The sequence below is a fragment of the Sphingobacterium alimentarium genome (genome assembly GCF_004342685.1).
Taxonomy (GTDB): Bacteria; Bacteroidota; Bacteroidia; order Sphingobacteriales; family Sphingobacteriaceae; genus Sphingobacterium; species Sphingobacterium alimentarium.
The window spans coordinates 1-20,509 of record NZ_SMBZ01000048.1; the positions used below are offsets into that span (position 1 = coordinate 1).

At 39.7% G+C, this 20,509-nt stretch carries 23 protein-coding genes; 11 read left to right on the top strand and 12 right to left on the bottom strand.

All coding sequences use genetic code 11. The annotated features are described in order from the left end of the window. Positions 1-64: 64 nt before the first annotated feature. The 9 genes from EDC17_RS14110 to mobA all read right to left on the bottom strand — a co-directional run bounded on the left by EDC17_RS14110 (position 65) and on the right by mobA (position 8,193). The gene (locus tag EDC17_RS14110; protein ID WP_132778704.1) at positions 65-643 is read right to left on the bottom strand and encodes a phosphatase PAP2 family protein; all 579 of its coding nucleotides are present in this window, start codon (positions 641-643) and stop codon (positions 65-67) included. A gap of 172 nt (positions 644-815) precedes the next feature. After that, positions 816-1,217 carry an NAD(+)--rifampin ADP-ribosyltransferase gene (gene arr, locus EDC17_RS14115; protein ID WP_132778705.1) on the bottom strand — a complete coding sequence of 134 codons (402 nt, stop codon included), beginning with the start codon at positions 1,215-1,217 and terminating at the stop codon, positions 816-818. Between the two features lie 13 nt (positions 1,218-1,230). Beyond that, the gene (locus tag EDC17_RS14120; protein ID WP_132778706.1) at positions 1,231-1,779 is read right to left on the bottom strand and encodes a dihydrofolate reductase family protein; all 549 of its coding nucleotides are present in this window, start codon (positions 1,777-1,779) and stop codon (positions 1,231-1,233) included. Positions 1,780-1,833: 54 nt separating this feature from the next. After that, positions 1,834-2,235, bottom strand: coding sequence for a cupin domain-containing protein (locus EDC17_RS14125; protein ID WP_132778707.1), 402 nt, complete (start codon positions 2,233-2,235; stop codon positions 1,834-1,836). Between the two features lie 86 nt (positions 2,236-2,321). Further along, positions 2,322-3,608 carry a sensor histidine kinase gene (locus EDC17_RS14130; protein WP_132778708.1) on the bottom strand — a complete coding sequence of 429 codons (1,287 nt, stop codon included), beginning with the start codon at positions 3,606-3,608 and terminating at the stop codon, positions 2,322-2,324. Further along, the gene (locus tag EDC17_RS14135) at positions 3,605-4,279 is read right to left on the bottom strand and encodes a response regulator transcription factor (protein ID WP_132778709.1); all 675 of its coding nucleotides are present in this window, start codon (positions 4,277-4,279) and stop codon (positions 3,605-3,607) included. Before EDC17_RS14135 ends, EDC17_RS14130 begins: the two co-directional genes overlap by 4 nt. An 81-nt stretch (positions 4,280-4,360) precedes the next feature. Further along, entirely contained in the window at positions 4,361-6,361 is a 2,001-nt protein-coding gene (gene mobC / locus EDC17_RS14140) for a conjugal transfer protein MobC (protein WP_132778710.1), read from the bottom strand. A 102-nt stretch (positions 6,362-6,463) separates the two neighbouring features. Continuing rightward, on the bottom strand, positions 6,464-7,753 hold the full coding sequence (gene mobB / locus EDC17_RS14145; protein ID WP_132778711.1) for a conjugal transfer protein MobB: 1,290 nt from the start codon (positions 7,751-7,753) through the stop codon (positions 6,464-6,466). Between the two features lie 2 nt (positions 7,754-7,755). Continuing rightward, the gene (gene mobA / locus EDC17_RS14150; protein WP_123851197.1) at positions 7,756-8,193 is read right to left on the bottom strand and encodes a conjugal transfer protein MobA; all 438 of its coding nucleotides are present in this window, start codon (positions 8,191-8,193) and stop codon (positions 7,756-7,758) included. Between the two features lie 699 nt (positions 8,194-8,892). Between mobA and EDC17_RS14155 the strand changes: the two genes are divergently transcribed. Genes EDC17_RS14155 through EDC17_RS14170 form a run of 4 tightly spaced genes read left to right on the top strand, consistent with a single transcriptional unit; the run spans position 8,893 to position 11,030 of the window. Then, the gene (locus tag EDC17_RS14155; protein WP_019974889.1) at positions 8,893-9,660 is read left to right on the top strand and encodes a ParA family protein; all 768 of its coding nucleotides are present in this window, start codon (positions 8,893-8,895) and stop codon (positions 9,658-9,660) included. 12 nt (positions 9,661-9,672) lie between these two features. After that, complete coding sequence (locus tag EDC17_RS14160; RefSeq protein WP_066434606.1) at positions 9,673-10,077, top strand: DUF3408 domain-containing protein; 405 nt, start codon at positions 9,673-9,675, stop codon at positions 10,075-10,077. After that, positions 10,077-10,382 carry a DUF3408 domain-containing protein gene (locus EDC17_RS14165; RefSeq protein WP_132778712.1) on the top strand — a complete coding sequence of 102 codons (306 nt, stop codon included), beginning with the start codon at positions 10,077-10,079 and terminating at the stop codon, positions 10,380-10,382. Before EDC17_RS14160 ends, EDC17_RS14165 begins: the two co-directional genes overlap by 1 nt. A 12-nt stretch (positions 10,383-10,394) precedes the next feature. Then, positions 10,395-11,030 carry a hypothetical protein gene (locus EDC17_RS14170; RefSeq protein ID WP_019974892.1) on the top strand — a complete coding sequence of 212 codons (636 nt, stop codon included), beginning with the start codon at positions 10,395-10,397 and terminating at the stop codon, positions 11,028-11,030. A gap of 56 nt (positions 11,031-11,086) precedes the next feature. Here the strand turns inward: EDC17_RS14170 and EDC17_RS14175 are convergent, their stop codons facing one another. The 3 genes from EDC17_RS14175 to EDC17_RS14185 are packed head-to-tail and all read right to left on the bottom strand — an operon-like array spanning position 11,087 to position 14,404. Further along, on the bottom strand, positions 11,087-12,841 hold the full coding sequence (locus EDC17_RS14175) for an ATP-binding protein (RefSeq protein WP_026357461.1): 1,755 nt from the start codon (positions 12,839-12,841) through the stop codon (positions 11,087-11,089). 2 nt (positions 12,842-12,843) lie between these two features. Further along, entirely contained in the window at positions 12,844-14,049 is a 1,206-nt protein-coding gene (locus EDC17_RS14180; protein WP_019974894.1) for an SIR2 family protein, read from the bottom strand. 55 nt (positions 14,050-14,104) lie between these two features. Beyond that, positions 14,105-14,404 carry a helix-turn-helix domain-containing protein gene (locus EDC17_RS14185; protein ID WP_019974895.1) on the bottom strand — a complete coding sequence of 100 codons (300 nt, stop codon included), beginning with the start codon at positions 14,402-14,404 and terminating at the stop codon, positions 14,105-14,107. 204 nt (positions 14,405-14,608) lie between these two features. On the opposite strand from EDC17_RS14185, the gene EDC17_RS14190 reads away from it, so the two are divergent. The 7 genes from EDC17_RS14190 to EDC17_RS14220 are packed head-to-tail and all read left to right on the top strand — an operon-like array spanning position 14,609 to position 20,503. Next, positions 14,609-14,914 carry a DUF4134 domain-containing protein gene (locus EDC17_RS14190; protein ID WP_002979435.1) on the top strand — a complete coding sequence of 102 codons (306 nt, stop codon included), beginning with the start codon at positions 14,609-14,611 and terminating at the stop codon, positions 14,912-14,914. A gap of 11 nt (positions 14,915-14,925) precedes the next feature. After that, positions 14,926-15,258, top strand: a complete 333-nt coding sequence (locus EDC17_RS14195; RefSeq protein ID WP_019974897.1) for a DUF4133 domain-containing protein — start codon at positions 14,926-14,928, stop codon at positions 15,256-15,258. Beyond that, positions 15,255-17,759 carry a TraG family conjugative transposon ATPase gene (locus tag EDC17_RS14200; protein WP_034727207.1) on the top strand — a complete coding sequence of 835 codons (2,505 nt, stop codon included), beginning with the start codon at positions 15,255-15,257 and terminating at the stop codon, positions 17,757-17,759. Before EDC17_RS14195 ends, EDC17_RS14200 begins: the two co-directional genes overlap by 4 nt. Positions 17,760-17,785: 26 nt before the next feature. Continuing rightward, a complete protein-coding gene (locus tag EDC17_RS14205; RefSeq protein WP_132778713.1) occupies positions 17,786-18,418 on the top strand; it encodes a DUF4141 domain-containing protein in 633 nt (210 codons plus the stop codon). Between the two features lie 3 nt (positions 18,419-18,421). Continuing rightward, positions 18,422-19,417: a conjugative transposon protein TraJ gene (gene traJ, locus EDC17_RS14210; RefSeq protein WP_132778714.1), complete on the top strand. Its 996-nt coding sequence runs from the start codon at positions 18,422-18,424 to the stop codon at positions 19,415-19,417. A 21-nt stretch (positions 19,418-19,438) separates the two neighbouring features. Then, positions 19,439-20,062 carry a conjugative transposon protein TraK gene (gene traK / locus EDC17_RS14215; RefSeq protein ID WP_132778715.1) on the top strand — a complete coding sequence of 208 codons (624 nt, stop codon included), beginning with the start codon at positions 19,439-19,441 and terminating at the stop codon, positions 20,060-20,062. Between the two features lie 12 nt (positions 20,063-20,074). Beyond that, the gene (locus EDC17_RS14220; protein WP_019974902.1) at positions 20,075-20,503 is read left to right on the top strand and encodes a hypothetical protein; all 429 of its coding nucleotides are present in this window, start codon (positions 20,075-20,077) and stop codon (positions 20,501-20,503) included. The last annotated feature ends 6 nt before the right edge of the window (positions 20,504-20,509 follow it).

Here is a 20,509-nt window from a genome sequence, read left to right on the forward strand (position 1 = left end):
TGTATTGTTAAATATTTGAATTTCAGATACTTAAATATAAACATTTACCACCATGATTGCAATTTTAAATAGAATTAATAATCGAATTCAGGTTTGTAAGTGCAAAGATTAGCCCGGTTGTGATTATGAGAAAAAACCATAAAATCTTATGTTTCAGCTCACAGGGCATATATGTAAACAACAAGATGGTAAGTGTCGTAAAAATGGTAATGGAATGCCCGGAGGGTAAGCTGTTGTGTCCCGCCAATGTTTTTCCGACGATAATAAAGCTGTCATTATCAAAAACCGCCGCAGGTCTTGGCACTCCGAATATTTGTTTTAGAATATAAGAAAGTAAGCAGGAAACCAGTGAGCCCAATACTAAAGCCTCCCACATTTTAGGGGCGTACACAATGAAAATGCTTAAAAACGACAAGAATATCAGGGCATCGCCAAATTGGGTAAGATTATACTGGAGATTAGGATACTGCCCTAAAATGTGATTGGCAGAGAAGAAACTATCTTTTTGAATTTGTATGTATCCATCAATACTTAACGCATTTCTGCTATATAGAAATACAACAATAGAAAATAGTAAAAATACGGGTAAAATAAACAAGGATGGGTTTAGCCTTGAATAGTTATTGCATATTTTTAAATTCATACTTTACTCATTATAAATGGGGTAAAGTACCGGAGCAATTTAGAAGAAATTTAGAATTTTTATATATGTATGGTGTTTTTCTGCAATCTGATAAAAATCCCGGCCTCTAAAGTCGGGGCTGGGATTTTGTTGTTCGTGATTATTGTTGTACTTCAGTGATTTACTAAAGTCATTAATTAATAATCTCTCCTTTGATATTCGCTAATCTTTCGTGCCAATCTTTAAGCTCCTCTTCTGTCAGCCTTACCCAATCTGTTATTTCGCCAAATATTTTTTTTAATGCTTTCCGGCTACGGTAAGAACGGGTGGGATTACCGGGAAATTTTTTATCGGTAACGTTGGGGTCGTTCTCAAAATCTCCCGTTTGCTCTACGATATAAACACGGGGATTTCCGTTTCCCTTTGCCAGTTCTGCCGCAAGCCCTGCGCCATTAACCAACGCCGTGAAATAGATATGGTTCATTATAATTTCAGGTTTGAAATTGGAATTAAAACCTGCCGTCAGTAAATCGCCAATCTGTAAATCTACTTTCGTCCCGTGGTAAAACGGGCCGATGTCTGAAATAGCTGTCATTTATTAGCCTTGTTTATTTTGCCGGTTCGTAATAAAGTATAATTGCTCCGTTAGTAAATTTTTTAGTTTTTTTGAGTTTAAACATTGTCCTGTCATTAATATCCTCAAATAAGGACAGCCCTTTTCCTGCAATAACGGGTTGAATGCAAAGTTGTAGTTCATCAATTAAATTCAGGTTCATTAACTGTATAATTAAGCTGCGACTTCCAACAAAAATGTCTTTTCCAGATTGTTGTTTGAGTTCCCGAACATCTTCTTCAAGATTTCGGCTTGCTAATTTTGCACTTTTCCAATCTACATGTTTAAGCGTATGGGAAAAAACAATTTTTGGGATTTTGTCAATAGCCATAGCGAAGTCATTCATTGGTTTTTCTTCCGAAGGCTTTTCTAAGAACGTTCGCCAATATTCCATAAGTTGATACGTCGTTCGTCCATAAAGGATAACACCACCATTGTTCATAAGGCTGGTATAGTGTTGATGTAGTTCTTCATCCGCTATTCCCGCAGTGTGGTCACAGTTTCCGTCAATAGTCGTATTGAATGCCGCAATTACTTTTCTCATTTTGTTTTTATTTTTTTGCCACAGATGTATCTATTGAAACCATAAAATCATTTATTATTTTTCAAACCAATCTACTATTGCAGGCATATTCCTTTCAAACCCACCGGGAACGAAAAAATTAAGTACGCCTGTTCTTTTATCAGTCCTGTTCGCAAAATCGTGAATTGTCTTTGCTGGTATCCTGATAAAAGTTCCCTTGTCTGCATCTATCCATTTGTCGCCTATAAGAATGGAAGTTGTGCCTTCCAATACGTAAAATACCTCATCGTTGTCTTCGTGCTGATGCGCTCCGGCTCCATCGGAATTTGGTTCCAACCACCATTCAGAAATACTGTATTTTTCGTTGGTTTCGTTTTCGTCCGCTTTGAAAATGGCGGTCATTGTACCGCAATTATATATCCGTCCTTCTCCTTCAGGAAGTATCAAAGCATCGGCTGAATTGTTTTTATGTTCCATTGACTTTTACTTTTTACAAAGGAATAAATATTTTCAGTACAGCACCTTTTCATAAGACAAGAAAAAACGTAATAGTTTTTTACCTTTTAAAATGTCACGGAAAAAATATGCTCATTATTTTCAAAGCCATATTTTACGTTCCATTGGTGAAGCCTGCATATTTCCTGTACGATAGACAAGCCCAAACCGCTACCGCTATTGTCGGCAGACATCCTCGAAAACCGTTTGAACAACAATTCTGTATTAAGTGGGTGTTCTCCCGAATTTCTTACTTCAAAGCCCGACTTTTCCAATACTACTCGTACCGCACCTCCCGGAGCTGTGTGGCGGATGGCATTAATGATAAGGTTATTGATTAGCACTTCGGTCAATCCACTATTGCCCTTTACTTCAACATCCGGCAGAATATGAGAACCGATACTTATATTTTTCTCTTTAAAATGCTCTTGCAAAGCATCCATACTTTGAATGACCAAAGTATCGAAGCTGATAAGTTCCGAATTATTAAACTGGCTATTTTCAATCTTGGCAAGCAATAGCAGGTTTTTATTGATGCGTGAACTCCTTATTAGGGCTTTGTTCATTTCTTCTGCAATGTGGTATTGCCTTTCGGTAAGGTCATTGCTTTGCAGTAGAATGTCCAGCTTGTTTTTCAGAACTGCTAACGGCGTCTGCAATTCGTGGGAAGCATTTTCCGTAAATTCCTTTTGATTTTTATACGTGGTAATACTATGTTGGAGCAGCTTATCAAGCGTGGCGTTCAATTCAGCAAACTCAATGGTATCGGTTTCCTGAAACTCAATCTGTTTTTGGCTGTTTAATTGGAATGACTTTAATTTCTGCAAAGTGTCCTGAAACGGTTGCCATATTTTTTTAGAAAGCCTCCTGTTCAAAATCCAAAAACCAACTATTAAAATCAGGAAAAACAACAACGTGACCATAGCAATATAAGCAACGGTTTCTTCGGTTTCCTCAACATTGGTTTCCACAACCAATACATAGTTTTGGTTATTGATTTTAATATTGGTCTTTAAACCACGAAACCGGTCTATGACATCTTTTCTTGAAGAATATGAATTTTCTCGCCTAATGGTGTATAGACTGTCTTTTAATAAAGGCTGTTCAGCATATTCTATTTTACTTACTGGCTGTATCTCGTTCCAAAACTTAATGTTTTCAGCTAATTTTTCATCGCTGATATTTTGCTCATTAAATTCATTTTCTATCCGCTCTGCAATAAGATAATTGTTTTCGTCCAGTTCTTTCAGCCAAATCCAGTCCACTAACAGAAAGTATGACGGAACACTCAATGCAAATACAATAAATGCAAAGATGGTAAGCTGGTTAAGCGATTTCTGTAATAAGTTTTTCATCCTTCCCATTTGTAGCCTGTACCGTAAACGGTTTTTATATATTGTTCGCAGCCTGCATCACTAAGTTTCTTCTTCAGGTTCTTAACGTGTGCATAGACAAAATCGTGGTTGTCGAGCATATCGGCAAAATCTCCTGAAAGATGTTCTGCCAAAGTACTTTTGGAGAGTACACGGTTCTTATTCCCAATAAAGTAAATCAGCAAATCAAATTCTTTTTTTGTAAGTGCGATAGGTTCACTGTTCACAGCAACGTTTTTTGCCAAAAGGTCTATTTCCAGTTCGTCCTGCTTAACAATGTTGGAGTTGTTAAATTGCTTTCTTCGGATAAGGGAATAGATGCGGGCTGTCAGTTCCGATAAATGAAAAGGCTTGGTAAGGTAATCATCGGCTCCTATCTGCAATCCTTTTATCTTATCATCTACGGAGTTCTTTGCCGAAATGATGATAACGCCATCCTGCTTATTCTCTTTTTTCAGTTCCTCTAAAATTTTCAGTCCGTTACCATCCGGCAATGTTATATCCAATAAGATACAGTCATAGTTGAACACATCTATCTTGTTCATTGCTTCCGTAAAGGTGGCTGCAACTTCACACAGATAATTTTCTTCGGAAAGATATTCCACGATGCTTTTTGCAAGCTCTCTTTCGTCTTCTATTATTAGGATTTTCATTCTTTCGGTACTTTCATTTTACAAATTTACAAATTGAATTTTGAAGAAATTTAGAATGTCCACAGTAGTTGCGTTTTATAATTACTCCTGCTGCATCAAATGCTGTAAGTTCGGGTCATTCTTGATACGCTCCAATTCCGTTTCGATAATCTGTACAATGTCTTGTTTTATCTGACGGTAGTTGCTTTCAATTTGCTGTTTCATTTTATCCTCGCCCTGCTCATCTACAAATGATAAAATTTGCGGTATCTTTTGATAGGCTTTGGTTTCGGAAGCGACCTTTTCATTATCCACCACGATTTCAGCGTGGAAGATTTTTTGCTCAATGCGCTCATCGAAGTTGTCTGATACAGAACCCACGAACATACCTTGTGTAAGCGTTGAAATTTTGGAAGCCGGAATAAGGCTTTCTAACTGTGTGGAGATAGAGGTAGATTTATCGTTGCGGTTAATCGTCATACTTTGGCGTTTCTGCAATACTTTACCGAAGCGTTCCGAAAGGCTTTTTGCAGTTTCGCCAACCACTTGCCCACTAAAAATATTACCAACCGTATTTTGGATAACCTTGCTCTCTTTGTCGCCGTAATCCCTTGTTAATTGCGAAAAATCCTGAAAACCCAAACAAACCGCTACCTTATTACTTCTCGCAGTTGCGATAAGATTATCCAGTCCCCTAAAATAAATGGTTGGCAACTCATCTATAATAACCGAACTCTTTAATTGCCCCTTTTTGTTGATGAGTTTCACAATTCTTGAATTGTACAAACCCAATGCTGCGGAGTAGATATTTTGACGGTCGGGATTATTACCCACGCATAAAATTTTAGGCTCTTTCGGATTGTTGATGTCAAGCGAAAAATCATCGCCCGTCATAACCCAATACAATTGCGGGCTAATCATTCTTGACAAAGGAATTTTTGCCGATGCAATCTGCCCTTGTAATTGGTCTTGCGCTCCGGATTGCCAAGCATCCATAAACGGAGATAGATAATTTTCCAATTCGGGATAAGATGTGAGAATAGTAAACACGTCTGCGTATTTCTTATTCAGCAATTCAATGGCGTGTGGAAAGGAACAATACTTACCGTTATCATAGATTTTCAAATACCAGATTATCGCTGCGAGCAAGATAATTGGGCTTTCCACGAAAAAATCCCCTTGCTTCAAAATCCACGATTTGTTAAGGTTGAGCATTATGGTATAAGCCGCTTCGTAAGCATCGGATATATCCGTCATAAAGTCGGGATTGAGTGGATTGCAACGGTGGCTCTTGCGTGGGTCGTCAAAGTTGATGACGTAAAATTTGGGCTGAACTTTGTACTTATCCTGATGCTTCAGTAAGTGATTGTAGGCAATGGTAGAAAGGTCGTCAAATTTGAAGTCATATATATACATACTAAAGCCTTTCTCAATCTGCTGCTTGATGTAGTTGTTTACGATTGCATAGCTCTTGCCGGAACCCGGAGTTCCCAACACAATCGAGGCTCGAAAAGGATTGACTATGTTAATCCAGCCATTGTTCCATTTTCCTTTGTAATAAAACTTCGTGGGAAGATTGACAGAATATTCGTTTTCCATCAATTTGTTTTCCTGCATAAAACTTTCGTTCTCGTTGTTGAAAACATCGTCCATTAAATTGGTACGGAGCAAACGGCTCATCCAAACTCCGGCTACCATTAAAGCGATATAGCCTAAACCTGTGGTAAGGATATAAAGGATTGTAGCGGTTAATAACGGTAGCTTTAGTAAAGGGAAATTCAGAAAAAACAGCATAGCACCAATCGCTAAAGCCACATAAATTTTAGACCAGGTTATCTTCTCGTTCTTAACGCCTTTTGTTCCCAAGCAGCTTAAACCCAGTAACATCAAAGAAAATACTTTGGTATATAGGGTATGCGAAAACAGCCCTGCCGTTCGCTGAAAATTGCCCAATACTTTGTTGATGATTTCTAAAGTCCAGCCACGTTCTATAAAGAAACCGTAGCAGAACCAATAAAGGTGCATCAGTACCAAAAGGATACTTACTGCCCTCATAAAAGCCATTATTTTGGCTAAACCTCTTAAATCGTCTTCTCCCTGCATTATTTTTTAGTTTTAATGTTCGGGCGTGAATTTAAAGGCTCTACATAGTGGCTATAAGAATGTGGCACTCAATGGCGGTGCGTGGCAGTGTTTGGCTGATTTCTATTTTTGACCTCTTTTTTGGTTTCTTTTCTTCTTCATTTTGTTGGCAAAATCCTGTTCCTCGTAATCCTCGCCCTGTGCTTCGGGCAATAAACCTCCCAATGCTTCAATCAAACCATCTTCGTGTTTTTCATTAGTATTCAGGAAGTCGAACAAATGATGCGGTTCTTCCGCAGGAAGATCCGCATCATTTGATGTGGATATTTTCGGTTTTAATTCAACTGGCTCTTTAATCTCCAGTTTGATATTATTATTCCAATAATCATTAAAAGTATTGGCGGAAAGCTCCTTGCTTAAACGTGAACCGTTCCAAACGCTTTTAGAATTGTGGTCTATAAATGTTATCCCATAAATACGTTCTGTGTCATTTCTACGCACCACTACATTAATGCCCTGTTCGGCTAACTGCTTTTTAAAAGCCAGCTCATCATTGGTAGATTGCAGGGCAATGGTAACGGCAGACTGTAAGGTCTTTTGGGTTGGATTATCTTTCAAAGCAATTTTGCATTTTGCAAAATGCAATTCCAAAGCCGGAAGCCCTGCGTTCTTTCCGAATAAGGAAGCCTTGAATGGGTGTCCGGCTCTTTCGCCTTTTTCATTTAAAGGAATGTACAATAAACCCTGACGCATTTTTCCCTGCAATTCGCCCTCCACCTTTTCGGTGGTTATATTGAACAGGGAAAGCAAGGCATTGTATTCTCCCAAAGTTTGGTATTGATAATAGTTCGGCAGGTGGCGGACTACCGAGGCAATTTGGCTTTTTACATCGCCTGTTTTATAATCTACCGGACGAAAAGCCTTGTCGTTTTGCCGATGCTCCTTTTCTGTTGCGGGTATCAGACCGTGTTTCCTTTCGAGTTCACGGCACACATTCATAGACCGCATTTTCTCGAACTTGTCCGAAATTTTTTTGCCCTCCTCATCCACGCAAACCGAAACGATATGGATATGACTGCGGTCAATATCGGTATGTTTGAATACCACAAAAGGCTGTTCGCCGTAACCCATTTCACGCATATACTGCTCTGCCATTTCCCTGTACCTGTCATCGCTTACCTTGTCTTTCGGGTCGGAATTGAGCGAAATATGCAACGTATGCTTTTCGGTATTGCGGTTGGCTATCAGGTAAGGCGCAAAAGATTGGGCTAATTGTGCCACGGAATAATGCCCGTTAGCGGTTTCAATCATCTTATTGGCAAACAAAATTTGTCCGTTTTCATTTTCCACTTTAAGTTGATTGTATGCCAATGCTCCGTATAAATTTCCGCTTCTACCGATTTTTGCTATCATTTCTAAGGCTGTTTTTTCAGGTTCTTCGCTTCAAATTCCTCGGTTAGTTGGATGATTTTTTGGCATAGCATCGCCATTTCAGCCGTCTGTTTTTCCAATTTGTAGAGGAACGCTGCCGCTTTTTTCTCGGAAAAATGTTTGTACAGTAGCTTTACAACCTGATTATAGTTCACGCCTACGGAACGGAACTGGCTATGAAACGAGGTCAACCGCATATAAAAATCAACCGTTCCTTTGTCAATCTTAACCGATTTCATTTCCTTACTGAATAGTAGGGAAATGATAAACTTCGCTTTATTGGGCATTCCCGATGCTTCAAAAAGCGATAAGAGTTTGGCGTTTTCTTCGTCCGTAAGGCGGAAAACGTGGCGGTGGATGCTTGGGTCGGTCTTAGCTCTCCGTCCGCCCTTATTCTGTTTTTTGTTATTGTTCTCGTTCATCACTAATCCATTTTTAAATACACACAAAACGCTGACTTCGGAAGACGTTTTTTAAGCTCCCAGCAGGGCAAGTTGTTTTGAGGCACTAACTCGGTTTCGAGTGCCTCAAAACACAACTTGCCGTGTTCCGTTGAACACAAAAATCCGCCCTTCGGGACGGATTAAATGTAACAGGGAAAACGGCTCGATGCCGTTCCCGTTACCCTCCATTTTGTCAAAAGACTTTTGCATAAATCCGTTAATAATAATCATTGTACAAAGTAAAGCCCTACCTGTAAGAGTATTGCAATGCGATACCCGGACAAAGACTGCCTTTGAGTGCCAAACACTGCCACACCTCAATCAGCGGATAAATCAATCGCTTTATTTGCCGTATAATTTTAGTGCAGGTAGTAAAAAATGTATTTCAACAAAGAAGAAAATCAGGTTTGCAAACAGGCAGTTTGGAATAAAAGCATAAGGTCTTAAAAGCATAAAACAATAAAAGTGTAAAAGCATAAAAGCGGTAAAGCAATTTACCTATTGTAAGGTTTGCCACTTGCTAAAGAATGTGCCTGACAAGGCAAAAATGAAAGCAAATACCTGTGCAGGAAAGTACGCAAAAGGGAATGCAGGAATATAGGAATGAGGTAATAATCAGATAAACCAATATTCAATCCTGCAAAACAAATAAAGTGTGTAACAATAAATTTTTAAATAATGGAAACAACAAAGAAAACTTTAAAAATCAGCTTCTCCACCCAAAAAGGCGGTGTGGGAAAATCTACAATGACCACCTTGCTGGCAAGTGTGCTTCACTACCGTTTAGGTTTTAATGTGCTGGTGATGGACTGCGACTTTCCGCAACACAGCCTGACCAATATGCGTGAACGGGATAAGAGAACCATAATGCAGAACGACTACCATAAAAAGGCGGCAATGAAGCAGTTTCAAGCCATCAACAAAAAAGCGTACCCGATTATCAAATGCAAGGCTGAAACAGCTCTGGAGAAAGCATCGGAATACAGAAGCCAGTCGGCGGTTGTGCCGGATGTTATTTTCTTCGACCTGCCGGGAACAGCCAATACCAAAGGTGTACTGACAACCTTAAAAAAAATGGACTTCATCTTTTCGCCCATTACTGCCGACCGTTTGGTAGTGGAAAGTACATTGGGCTTTACCAAAGCCTTTCTCGGACTTCCCCAAACGGACGAGGGCAATCCCGAACAAGAGATGTGGCTGTTCTGGAACCAAGTGGATGGCAGGGAAAAAACAGGTTTGTATGATGCGTATCAAAGTGTCATCAAAGAACTCAACCTGCCCATAATGGAAACAAGGATAATGGACAGCAAGCGTTTCCGAAAGGAAACAGACGACACAGGCAGTTATGTATTCAGGTCAAGTTTGCTGCCTGCCGAACCACAGTTAATGAAAGCAACTAAAATGGATTTGTTTGTCGAGGAATTTTTAAAAATCACTCATCTATAAAAATAGTAAAGTATGGCTTCAGATAACAAAAACAACGATTTTGAAAAGCCCAATGTTGATGAGGAATACCTTATGAACGTCATAAGCGGCGATGAGCCTGTTGCTCCACCGACCATTAACAAAAAGCAGGATGTACCAAAGGAAAACAAGCCCAGGGAAAAAGCCCGTAACAGTTCATCAAAGAAAGCGGACTACGAGGAAACGTTTTTGGTCAATCGTTTTCCATCGGGGCGTAATGGCAAGGTCGTTTACATACGCCCTGAATACCACGAAAGATTGCTCCGCATCGTTCAACTGACAAGGGAAGAAAGAACAACGCTCTACTCTTACATTGACAATATTCTTGAACATCATTTCAGGGAGTACGGGGACGATATTACCGATTATTTCAATGAACATTTTAAACCCATTCTATAATGAAGAAAGATAAAAAGAACAGGAATACTGTTGCAGCCGGCAGCAACTCCGATACAGTTAGCAATACAGCTAAAACAACCTATGAAAACGCATTTATGCAAATGAATAAAATGCAGAAAAGAGGCAATAAAAGCATATACCTAAGTCCTGAACATCACGAGCGTTTAACCCGCATAGTCCAGATTATAGGCGATGATAAAATACCCTTGTTTGCCTATCTCAATAATATTCTTGAACATCACTTTAAAGTATTTGAATATATGATTACAAAAGAGTTCAACGAAAAGTACAAAGGCTTGTTTTAAAAAACCTACGTTATGGAAATAGTAATTGTGATATGCCTGCTGATAGTCATTGTCCTGCTTTTACAGGATAAGATTGTCATTAAGAAAAGGACAAAACAAGAACCTCCGCAGAAGAAAGTCAATCCGAACCTGCCCGATATTATGGGGCAGCCAAAATCCGTAGAACGCCTTTCAATGCCAAACGCTGCCAATGAACGCCAAATTGAGGAACCGGAGATAAACCCCGCTAATTTAGACATTGAATACGACGAAAATGAAAACGTCGGCATTCAAATCCGCAAGGAAGAGCTGGACGAAGTTTTCAGTAATATACCTGATTTGGAGGAAGAGGAAGAAGATTGGAACAGGTACGGAATATCCGGTGGCGATGACGGTTTTGCCCAAGGGGTTACCTTTGAAGAACTAAGCTCCGTGGGGGTGTTGCTCCAAAAAGAAGAATTGGAACCAGCCCAAAAGGAAACAGCGATAGCCATAGTTCAAAAAATACAGGGAACCGAATTATTCAGCCTATTGGAGAATTCTATGGAAGATGCTTCCCGAAGAATAGCCGAGCTTTTGGATAGCACCCTTTCATCTGAAACGGAAGACAGTTCTTCCACTTTGCGGAAAAGTGATTTGAGTGATTTTGACATTGGGGAGTTTGTTTAGGCAAGCTCCCTTTTGTATGTTAGACACAAATTAAAAATTGTTCAAACGCTATAAAACTAAGTGCCCGCTATTTTTACAAATTTTGGAGTATCGAACTTCGGTGTAATTGTTGGCATATCTACTTTGACTGATATTGGCATTGGAAAATCAACTCCCATAATAATTGCTTCTCCTGACCCTAAAGATGGTAAAAAAGAAAGAGTTTCTTTATTGGCAGTCGAGCAAGCACTCGCGATTGCTTCCTTATCTTGATAATTTATCAGCCTATGAGTAATGAATGTTCCCATTTGACTTAGCGTACCAACAGGAATATCTCTTGGCATTTGTGTTGATAAACATAGAAATAATCCATATTTACGACTTTCTTTAGCAATGTTATCAAAAGCATTTAATTCTGTGCTTTCAAAATATTCATCCTTAATTTTCTTGTTTAAAAACTGATGGGCTTCATCTACAAAGAGAATTAGAGGATTTTCTCTGAAAATATTAGTTCGAGCTTTATTCAATAAGTATCTTCCCAATGAATTTGCCAAGATTTCTCTTGCCTGAAAATTATAAGGTACATTTTCAAAACCAATTCTTAAAATATTTAATTCTGGATTATTCAAAAACTCGTCTATCTTGGTTATTAGGTTATTTGTGGTTGGAGCATTAAATCCAAACATACCGGAATAATCATTGTCCGATATTACATTGTTAACACGCATTATTAAACTCGTTGCATTTCCATAATTTCTTTCATCTCTATTGTTTGCCCAACGGTCGTTGAATATTTGAAAACATTCATTCCCTATTTGCCTGTGGAGTAGATTTATACTGAAATTATTTATTGTGAAATCTTCTATAATAGATTTATAAGTAAAGTAGGCATTATTATATGCCGCAGTAATATTATTTTGTTTTACAACTAATCCATTATTTATAACTACTTGCTGACCCCTGAATGTAAAAGTATCGTTAGTTCCATCATTATTATGTCCATTATTAGGAATATTCCCTAATAAGCAATGTGCAACTTTTAACGACTTAATAGCTTCCAATAAAACGGGTTGCTGTACTTGTCCTGATGGTCTGAACAGAACGAATAAATCATTAATGGTTAAATTCTGATATGGAAAATAGCTTTCTGAAATCAGTGTTGAATGGTCAACTTTTGGATGAGCATCAAATGTAGAGTATTCTCCCGTTGGGTCTAAGATTATAGCTTTTGCTCCAGTTTCTATAACTCCCTCAATAAATTTGCTGATGGTATAACTTTTCCCTCCTCCTGTTGTACCAACAACCGCACAATGACGACTAAATATCGCTTGCAAAGAAATATCTACGGGAACATTTTTATCGTATATCAAATTCCCCATTCTAAAAGTAGGAGAATGTTCGATATTTTCGGGTTTTATGCCAAAGGTTTTGAAATGTGTAGAAAGAAATTCCGACGAACAAATGAATACCTTAGAACCAATGAGTGGGAGGCTATTTATCCCTTTTTCTATTCTACTCGGGTCAAACAAATCAAATGATAAAAGAATTTCTATTCTTCCTACTGGATGAAATGCTTTAGTTGAAAAAGTTCTTTCACTTAATTCCAACCGTTCTTTTTCAGGTAATGATATTTCCAACATTTTTCCCAGAAAACCTTTTTCCTCTCCCTCAACAACAATATAGTTTCCTACAAGTCCACCTCTCAACACTTCTGCGTGGTGAACAAATGTTTTCATCAAAACAGAAGACGGGAAATGCACTTTCACAAATGCAGGGGATACAAAATTTACATACCCAAGAAAATGACTGTGATTAAAGGGGCTATTGCTCATATCTAACTATTAGGGATATTAATTACTATTTGTCGTGTATCTTCCTGATTGTAAGATTTTAAGTCAGGATAATTCTTAGCGAAATCCTCAAAGGTTTCTGAAACAATAGATATATTGGAATATTTGTTTGCAGCATCAATAAAGGGTTTCATATTTTCGTTGGTTTCATCTATCCCTTTATTTACAATCATCAATTGAAAGCCTGGATTTTGTTCCAAGGCTTCGATGATTGCGGTTACGATATGTTTATCCCCGAAACTAAAGCCTATTGTAATAAGGAAAACATTCTCCTTTCTCAAATTGGACTGGAACCTCGACATCATTTCAAAATACGGCTGTTCATAAGAGCTTTCATATTTTGATTGATGTGGATATATCATCAATGGTTCGTCAGGTTCTTCTTTTTGTATAATCTTGTTGTCTTGCTTTTCCCAATTTACAGAACCATGTAATTTGTACAAATGGAAAACTTTTTGAATAAAATTGTCTTCTTCTTTTACTCTACTTTGATTGCGGGAAACAATATCGTAATCATAATTACGCCCACTAAATATTCTTGGTTGAGAAAATGAAAACCCGTCTATAACAACAAAATTGCTTTCACAAGCTGATTGTTCAAACATTAGGTCATAATTCAATGTAAACAGCTTAAATCTTGGTAAAGTAACTTTGCGTTTCGTTATTTTATTTAATAAGAGCGTATGTGGCGAATTATCTGGCAAACTCAATTGACAGGCTTCTTTGATAAAATCTTTAATTTTGTTTACACAATCCTCAATATCTATATCCTCTTTGGGTATATATGGTATAGCAGGTGTTGCCATAGAAAGAACCTTTTCTAAATTCTTTACTATAGAGCCATCATCCCATTTTTCATCGTAGCCAATAGTTTCAAGTAACTTTCCAAAAACATCGGCTGTTAAAAGAGCTTCCGCATCATCCCATAAATTTGCCATCGACTTACCCAACTTCCCATCTTTTCCCCAACCAATAGATGACCCTGCACCAGTTAGAAGTAATAAATTCTCAAACTGATTATTTAGAGTTTGGGAGTATTTATTCCTATTTGTTGCAATTGCATAATCAATTCTATTTTCGGTACTTTCTTTGAAATCGTGAAGTTTGCCGTCGATATATACTTTTATATCAGTAGCATCACTATCATCATAAGCAACAGAACTGTTATTGTTGAGTAAAATGTATTTCATATTCGCATATTTTATTTGTTAACCTTTTTATTGCCAAAGAAGAGTTGTTAAAAACCTAATCTGCATTATTCTTGATTGCATTTAATTCTTTTAAAACAATTTTTAAAGCCTGCTTTCCTATTTCTTTATCGTCAATAAGTCCCTTTATTTTATCTGAAAACCATAAAACCAATAGCTCATCAATTGGGGTATTCAAAAATTCTGCAAGCTTTTCGATGTGTTTTCTTGGCAATGGTCTTTCTTCATTTTCGACTTTACTGATAAAAGCACTATCCAGTTCCAATGCAGCCCCAACTTCCCGTAGGAACAATCCTTTACTTTCTCTTAGTCTTTTTATGTGTTTTCCAAATGCCATTTTGCTTTTTTAAGACTTGTCTAAATATGTCAAATTTAAGCAAAATAGTTTAATAAATACGGATTTAGACTTTCTATAAAGCCACTCACTGCCAAATCATTCCTTTGACTGCCACTTTATTATAACGCCCTGATTTCTGAAACACCTTTGTTCCGAAAGTCCGCAAGGTGCGGGATAACAATAACAAATTAATGTGTTTCAATTATGGAAAAACAGAGAAAAAAAGTTTTGCTGGCAGCCGTGGCTATGCTGTCAGGAATTGGTGCGTTCGCACAGGGAAACGGCTCGGCAGGTATCAACGAGGCTACCCAAATGGTAACTTCCTATTTCGACCCCGCAACCCAATTAATCTACGCCATCGGTGCGGTCGTGGGCTTGATAGGGGGCGTTAAAGTTTACAATAAGTTCAGTTCGGGCGACCCCGACACATCGAAGACTGCGGCAAGCTGGTTCGGTGCGTGTATCTTCTTAATCGTAGCGGCTACCATCCTGCGTTCATTCTTCCTTTAATCCTTTGCCTTATGAACAATTACAACATAAACAAAGGCATTGGCAGGACAGTGGAATTTAAGGGACTGAAAGCACAATACCTGTTCATTTTCGCTGGCGGACTGCTCGGTACGCTCATCCTCGTGATGATACTGTATATGGCAGGCGTAAACTCTTACATCTGCCTGTTCCTCGGAGCTGGCGGTGCTTCGCTCATTGTGTGGCAGACCTTTTCACTAAACAGGAAGTACGGCGAACACGGGCTAATGAAAATCGGGGCAGGAAAAAGACATCCCCGATACATCATTTGTCGCAAGCCTGTACACCGCTATTTAAAATTCACTCCTAAATCGAATGCCCTATGAGAAACGTTGCAAAGACAACAACGCTGGAAAACAAATTTCCTTTGTTGGCAGTAGAAAACAACTGCATCCTTTCCAAAGATGCGGACATTACCGCCTGCTTTGAGGTTCGTTTGCCGGAACTGTTTACGGTAGCATCGGCGGAATACGAAGCTATTCACTCCGCCTGGCATAAGGCTATCAAGACCTTGCCGGATTTTACGGTCATCCACAAACAGGATTGGTACATCAAAGAAAGCTATGCTCCCGATTTGGCAAAGGAAGACCAAAGTTTTTTGGCTAAATCCTACCAACGCCATTTTAATGAGCGACCATTTCTGAACCATTATTGTTACCTGTTCCTGACCAAGACCACTAAGGAAAGAATGCGTATGCAAAGCAACTTCAGTTCGCTTTGCAAAGGTACGCTCATACCTAAGGAAATCAGGAACAAGGAAACGATACACCGCTTTATGGAAGCCGTGGCACAGTTTGAGCGTATCGTGAACGATAGCGGTTTCATAACCCTGCAACGCCTTACCGAAGATGAAATCATCGGAACGGATGAAAAGCAGGGATTGTTGGAACAGTACCTAACCCTGTCAAGGGAAAGCGGAACACCGATGCAGGACATCGCACTCGGAACGGAAGAAGTCCGTATCGGAAACAAAAGGTTGAGCCTGCACACCTTGTCCGATACAGACGATTTGCCCGGAACGGTATCGGCTGATACCCGTTTTGAAAAGCTATCCACCGACCGGAGCGACTGCCGTTTGTCGTTCGCTGCTCCTGTGGGATTACTCCTTAGCTGTAACCATATCTACAACCAATATTTGTTTTTGGATAACAGCGAAGACAACCTGCAAAAGTTTGAAAAGTCTGCAAGGAATATGCACTCTTTGGCAAGGTATAGCAGGGCAAACCAAATCAACAAAGAGTGGATAGAAAAATACCTGAACGAAGCACATTCGTTCGGTCTTTCTTCCATAAGGGCACACTTCAACATTATGGCGTGGTCGGAAGACCCTGCGGAGCTGAAACAGTTAAAGAACGATTGCGGTAGTGCATTGGCATTGATGGAGTGTAAGCCTCGCCACAACACTACGGACGTAGCCACTTTGTTTTGGGCTGGAATGCCGGGCAATGCAGGCGATTTTCCGAGCGAGGAAAGTTTTTACACATTCATTGAGCCTGCTTTGTGCTTCTTCACGGAAGAAACCAACTACCACAATTCGCCCTCTCCGTTCGGTATCAAAATGGCTGACCGCCTGACCGGAAAGCCTATCCATTTGGATATATCGGATTTGCCAATGAAGCGTGGGATTATCACGAACCGCAACAAATTCATTTTGGGGCCATCGGGTTCGGGAAAATCGTTCTTCACAAATCATATGGTAAGGCAATACTACGAACAGGGTGCTCACGTCCTGTTGGTGGATACAGGGAATAGTTATCAGGGCTTATGCGAACTCATCAAAGGAAAGACCAAAGGCGAAGACGGCGTGTATTTTACATACACCGAAGACAATCCCATTGCCTTTAACCCTTTCTATACCGATGATGGCGTGTTCGACATTGAGAAGCGTGAAAGTGTCAAGACTTTAATACTGACACTCTGGAAACGTGATGATGAACCGCCAACCCGTTCTGAAGAGGTTGCTCTTTCCAATGCCGTAAGCGGCTATATCGAACGTATCAAAACGGACGATGTTTACCCATCATTTAACGGTTTCTATGAGTATGTACGGGGCGATTACCGCAAGGTACTCGAAGAAAAACAGGTAAGGGAAAAAGACTTTGACATAGCAAATTTTTTAAACGTTCTCGAACCCTACTATAAAGGTGGAGAGTACGATTATCTGTTGAACTCCGATAAGCAGTTAGACCTGCTTTCCAAACGCTTTATCGTGTTTGAAATTGATGCGATTAAAGACCACAAAATCCTCTTTCCCATAGTCACAATTATCATTATGGAAGTTTTTATCAACAAGATGCGGAGGCTGAAAGGTATCCGAAAACTCATCCTGATTGAAGAAGCGTGGAAAGCGATTGCCAAAGAAGGAATGGCGGAGTATATAAAATATTTATTTAAAACCGTCCGCAAATTCTTCGGAGAGGCGATTGTCGTTACGCAAGAGGTAGATGATATTATCCAGTCGCCCATTGTAAAAGAAAGTATCATCAACAATTCCGACTGTAAAATCCTCTTAGACCAGCGTAAGTATATGAATAAATTCGATGACATACAGGCAATGTTGGGGCTTACAGATAAGGAAAAAGGTCAGGTACTTTCTATCAATATGAACAACGATGCAAGCCGACTGTACAAAGAGGTTTGGATTGGCTTAGGTGGTACGAACTCGGCAGTCTATGCCACCGAAGTTAGTTTGGAGGAATACCTCGCATACACGACAGAAGAAACCGAAAAAATGGAGGTAATGCAATTAGCTTCCGAATTGGACGGTAACGTAGAACTCGCCATTAAGCATATCGCAATGCAAAGGCGTGACAAAGCAAATCAATAGTCATTAACATTTTAAAATTCATAAAAATGAAAAAGTTCCTTTTTATGGTGTGTACGGCACTAATGCTCGCCGTAGCACCGTCCGCAAAAGCACAATGGGTAGTAACCGACCCCACAAATCTGGCATCAGGTATTCTCAACAGTGCGAATGAAATCGTACAGACTTCCTCGACTGTGAGCAACGTGATTAAGAACTTCAACGAAGTAAAGAAAGTGTATGAACAGGGCAAGGAATATTACGATGCTCTCAAAGCGGTAAACAATTTGGTTAAAGATGCCCGCAAGGTACAGCAAACGGTACTCTTGGTAGGCGATGTATCGGAAATGTATGTTACCAATTTCGGTAAGATGATGAATGACCCGAATTTTTCTGCACAGGAATTGGCAGCTATTAGCAATGGTTATTCGGCATTGCTGAATGAAAGTACCGAACTGCTCAAAGAGCTGAAACAGATTGTAACCTCTACAAGCCTGTCACTGAACGACAAGGAGAGAATGGATATTATCGACCGTGTGTACAAAGAGGTTAAAGAATATCACAGCTTGGTAAGATACTACACGAATAAAAATATCTCTGTAAGTATTCTACGTGCAAAGAAACAGAATAATACCAAACGAGTGCTTGACTTGTACGGAACTCCTAACCAAAAATATTGGTAAGCTATGGAATTTCAAAATTTGCACGAAGTCCTACGCTCATTGTATGATGAGATGCTCCCACTGTCCGCCGATATGGCGGCAGTGGCTAAGGGAGTAGCAGGCTTGGGGGCTTTGTTCTATGTCGCCATAAAAGTATGGCAGGCGTTGAGTAGAGCTGAACCCATTGATATGTACCCGTTACTTCGTCCGTTCGCTTTGGGTATCTGTATTATGTTCTTTCCGACTATTGTTTTGGGAACAATCAATGCCGTGTTAAGTCCTGTGGTACAAGGTACTCACGCCATTCTCGAAAATCAGGTGCTTGACCTCAACGATTTACAAGCTAAAAAAGACCTGTTGGAACGGGAAGCGATGTTACGAAATCCTGAAACCGCCTATTTGGTATCAAACGAAGAATTTGATAATAAGCTCGAAGAATTGGGATGGATGCCCAACGATTTGATTACGATGTCGGGAATGTATATGGATAGGTTTGCCTACCAAACCGAACAAGCTATTAAGAATTGGTTTCGTAACCTGCTCGAAGTACTGTTTCAGGCGGCAGCTTTGGTCATTGATACCATACGGACGTTTTTTCTCATCGTCTTGTCCATACTCGGACCAATAGCCTTTGCTATTTCCGTGTGGGACGGTTTTCAATCCACGCTCACACAATGGCTTACCCGATATGTGAGTGTTTACCTGTGGTTGCCCGTGGCAGACCTGTTCAGCTCTATGCTTGCCAAAATACAATCCCTCATTATCGAAAAGGATATAGCAATGCTTGCTGACCCGACTTACATTCCTGATACCTCAAATACCGTGTACATCATCTTTATGATAATCGGTATCGTGGGCTACTTCACTATCCCAACGGTAACAGGCTGGATTATTCAGGCAGGCGGTGCAGGAAACTTTACACGCAATGTAAACCAAGCTGCAATGAAAACCGGAAATATTGCCGGAGCGGGAACAGGTTCGGCAGTTGGAAATATCGGTGGTAAACTAATGGGAAAATAAAAACAATCAAATTATTAAGAAATGGAATTTAAAACATTAAGAAATATCGAAAACAGCTTTAGGCAGATACGGCTATATGCCATTGTATTTGCCGTTCTCTGCATTGGCGTGGTAGGATTTGCCGTATGGAAATCGTACAGCTTTGCAGATGAACAACGGCAAAAAATCTATGTGCTGGATAATGGAAAATCGTTGATGCTTGCCTTATCGCAAGATGCAAGTATCAACCGACCTGTGGAAGCAAGGGAACACGTCAGGCGTTTTCACGAACTCTTTTTTACGCTTGCTCCCGACAAGAACGCTATCGAAAGCAATATGAGCAGGGCATTCAACCTTGCCGATAAATCAGCTTTTGATTATTACAAAGACCTGTCGGAAAAGGGCTATTACAGCAGGATTATTTCGGGGAATGTACAGCAACGCATTGAGGTGGATAGTGTCGTGTGCAATTTCGACACCTATCCTTATGCGGTGCGTACCTACGCCAAACAATTCATTATCCGTTCGAGCAACGTGACCAGGCGTAACCTGATTACTTCCTGCTATCTCGTGAACTCTGTCCGTTCGGACAACAACCCGCAAGGCTTCAACATCGAAAAGTTTGCAGTGATAGAAAACAGGGATATAGAAGTTATCGAACGCTAAAAAAACAATCTTATGGAAGCATTATCAGATTTAAACACGTTTGCAAAAATCCTTACCGATAAAGGATATAACGGCTATTTCCATACGCAGGGAGCGTATGCTGGAAAGTTGAAGGAAAGTATCGGCGAATACCTCGAAAACTGCCAAAAAGGTACAGATAGTTTGCCTAAACAGGACTTGTTGCTGACGGGCTACCTGCAATGGTCGGGCGAAGACAAGCCAAGTGTAGAATGCAGTATGTGGGTAAAATACCTGAACGGCAAATTCTCGCTTAACAGAATGGAGGTTGCAAGGAAAGACCAATTTGGGCAACTGCTGAAAAAATCGGAACTGACAAACCTGTCAGTCATATCCGCACCCAAAGCGGTTGAGGCAGTCGCTTTGGTCAATGAAGAACCGAAGCAAAAGGCAGGTCAAAGTCCTAAGCGTTTCAAGCTATAACAACAG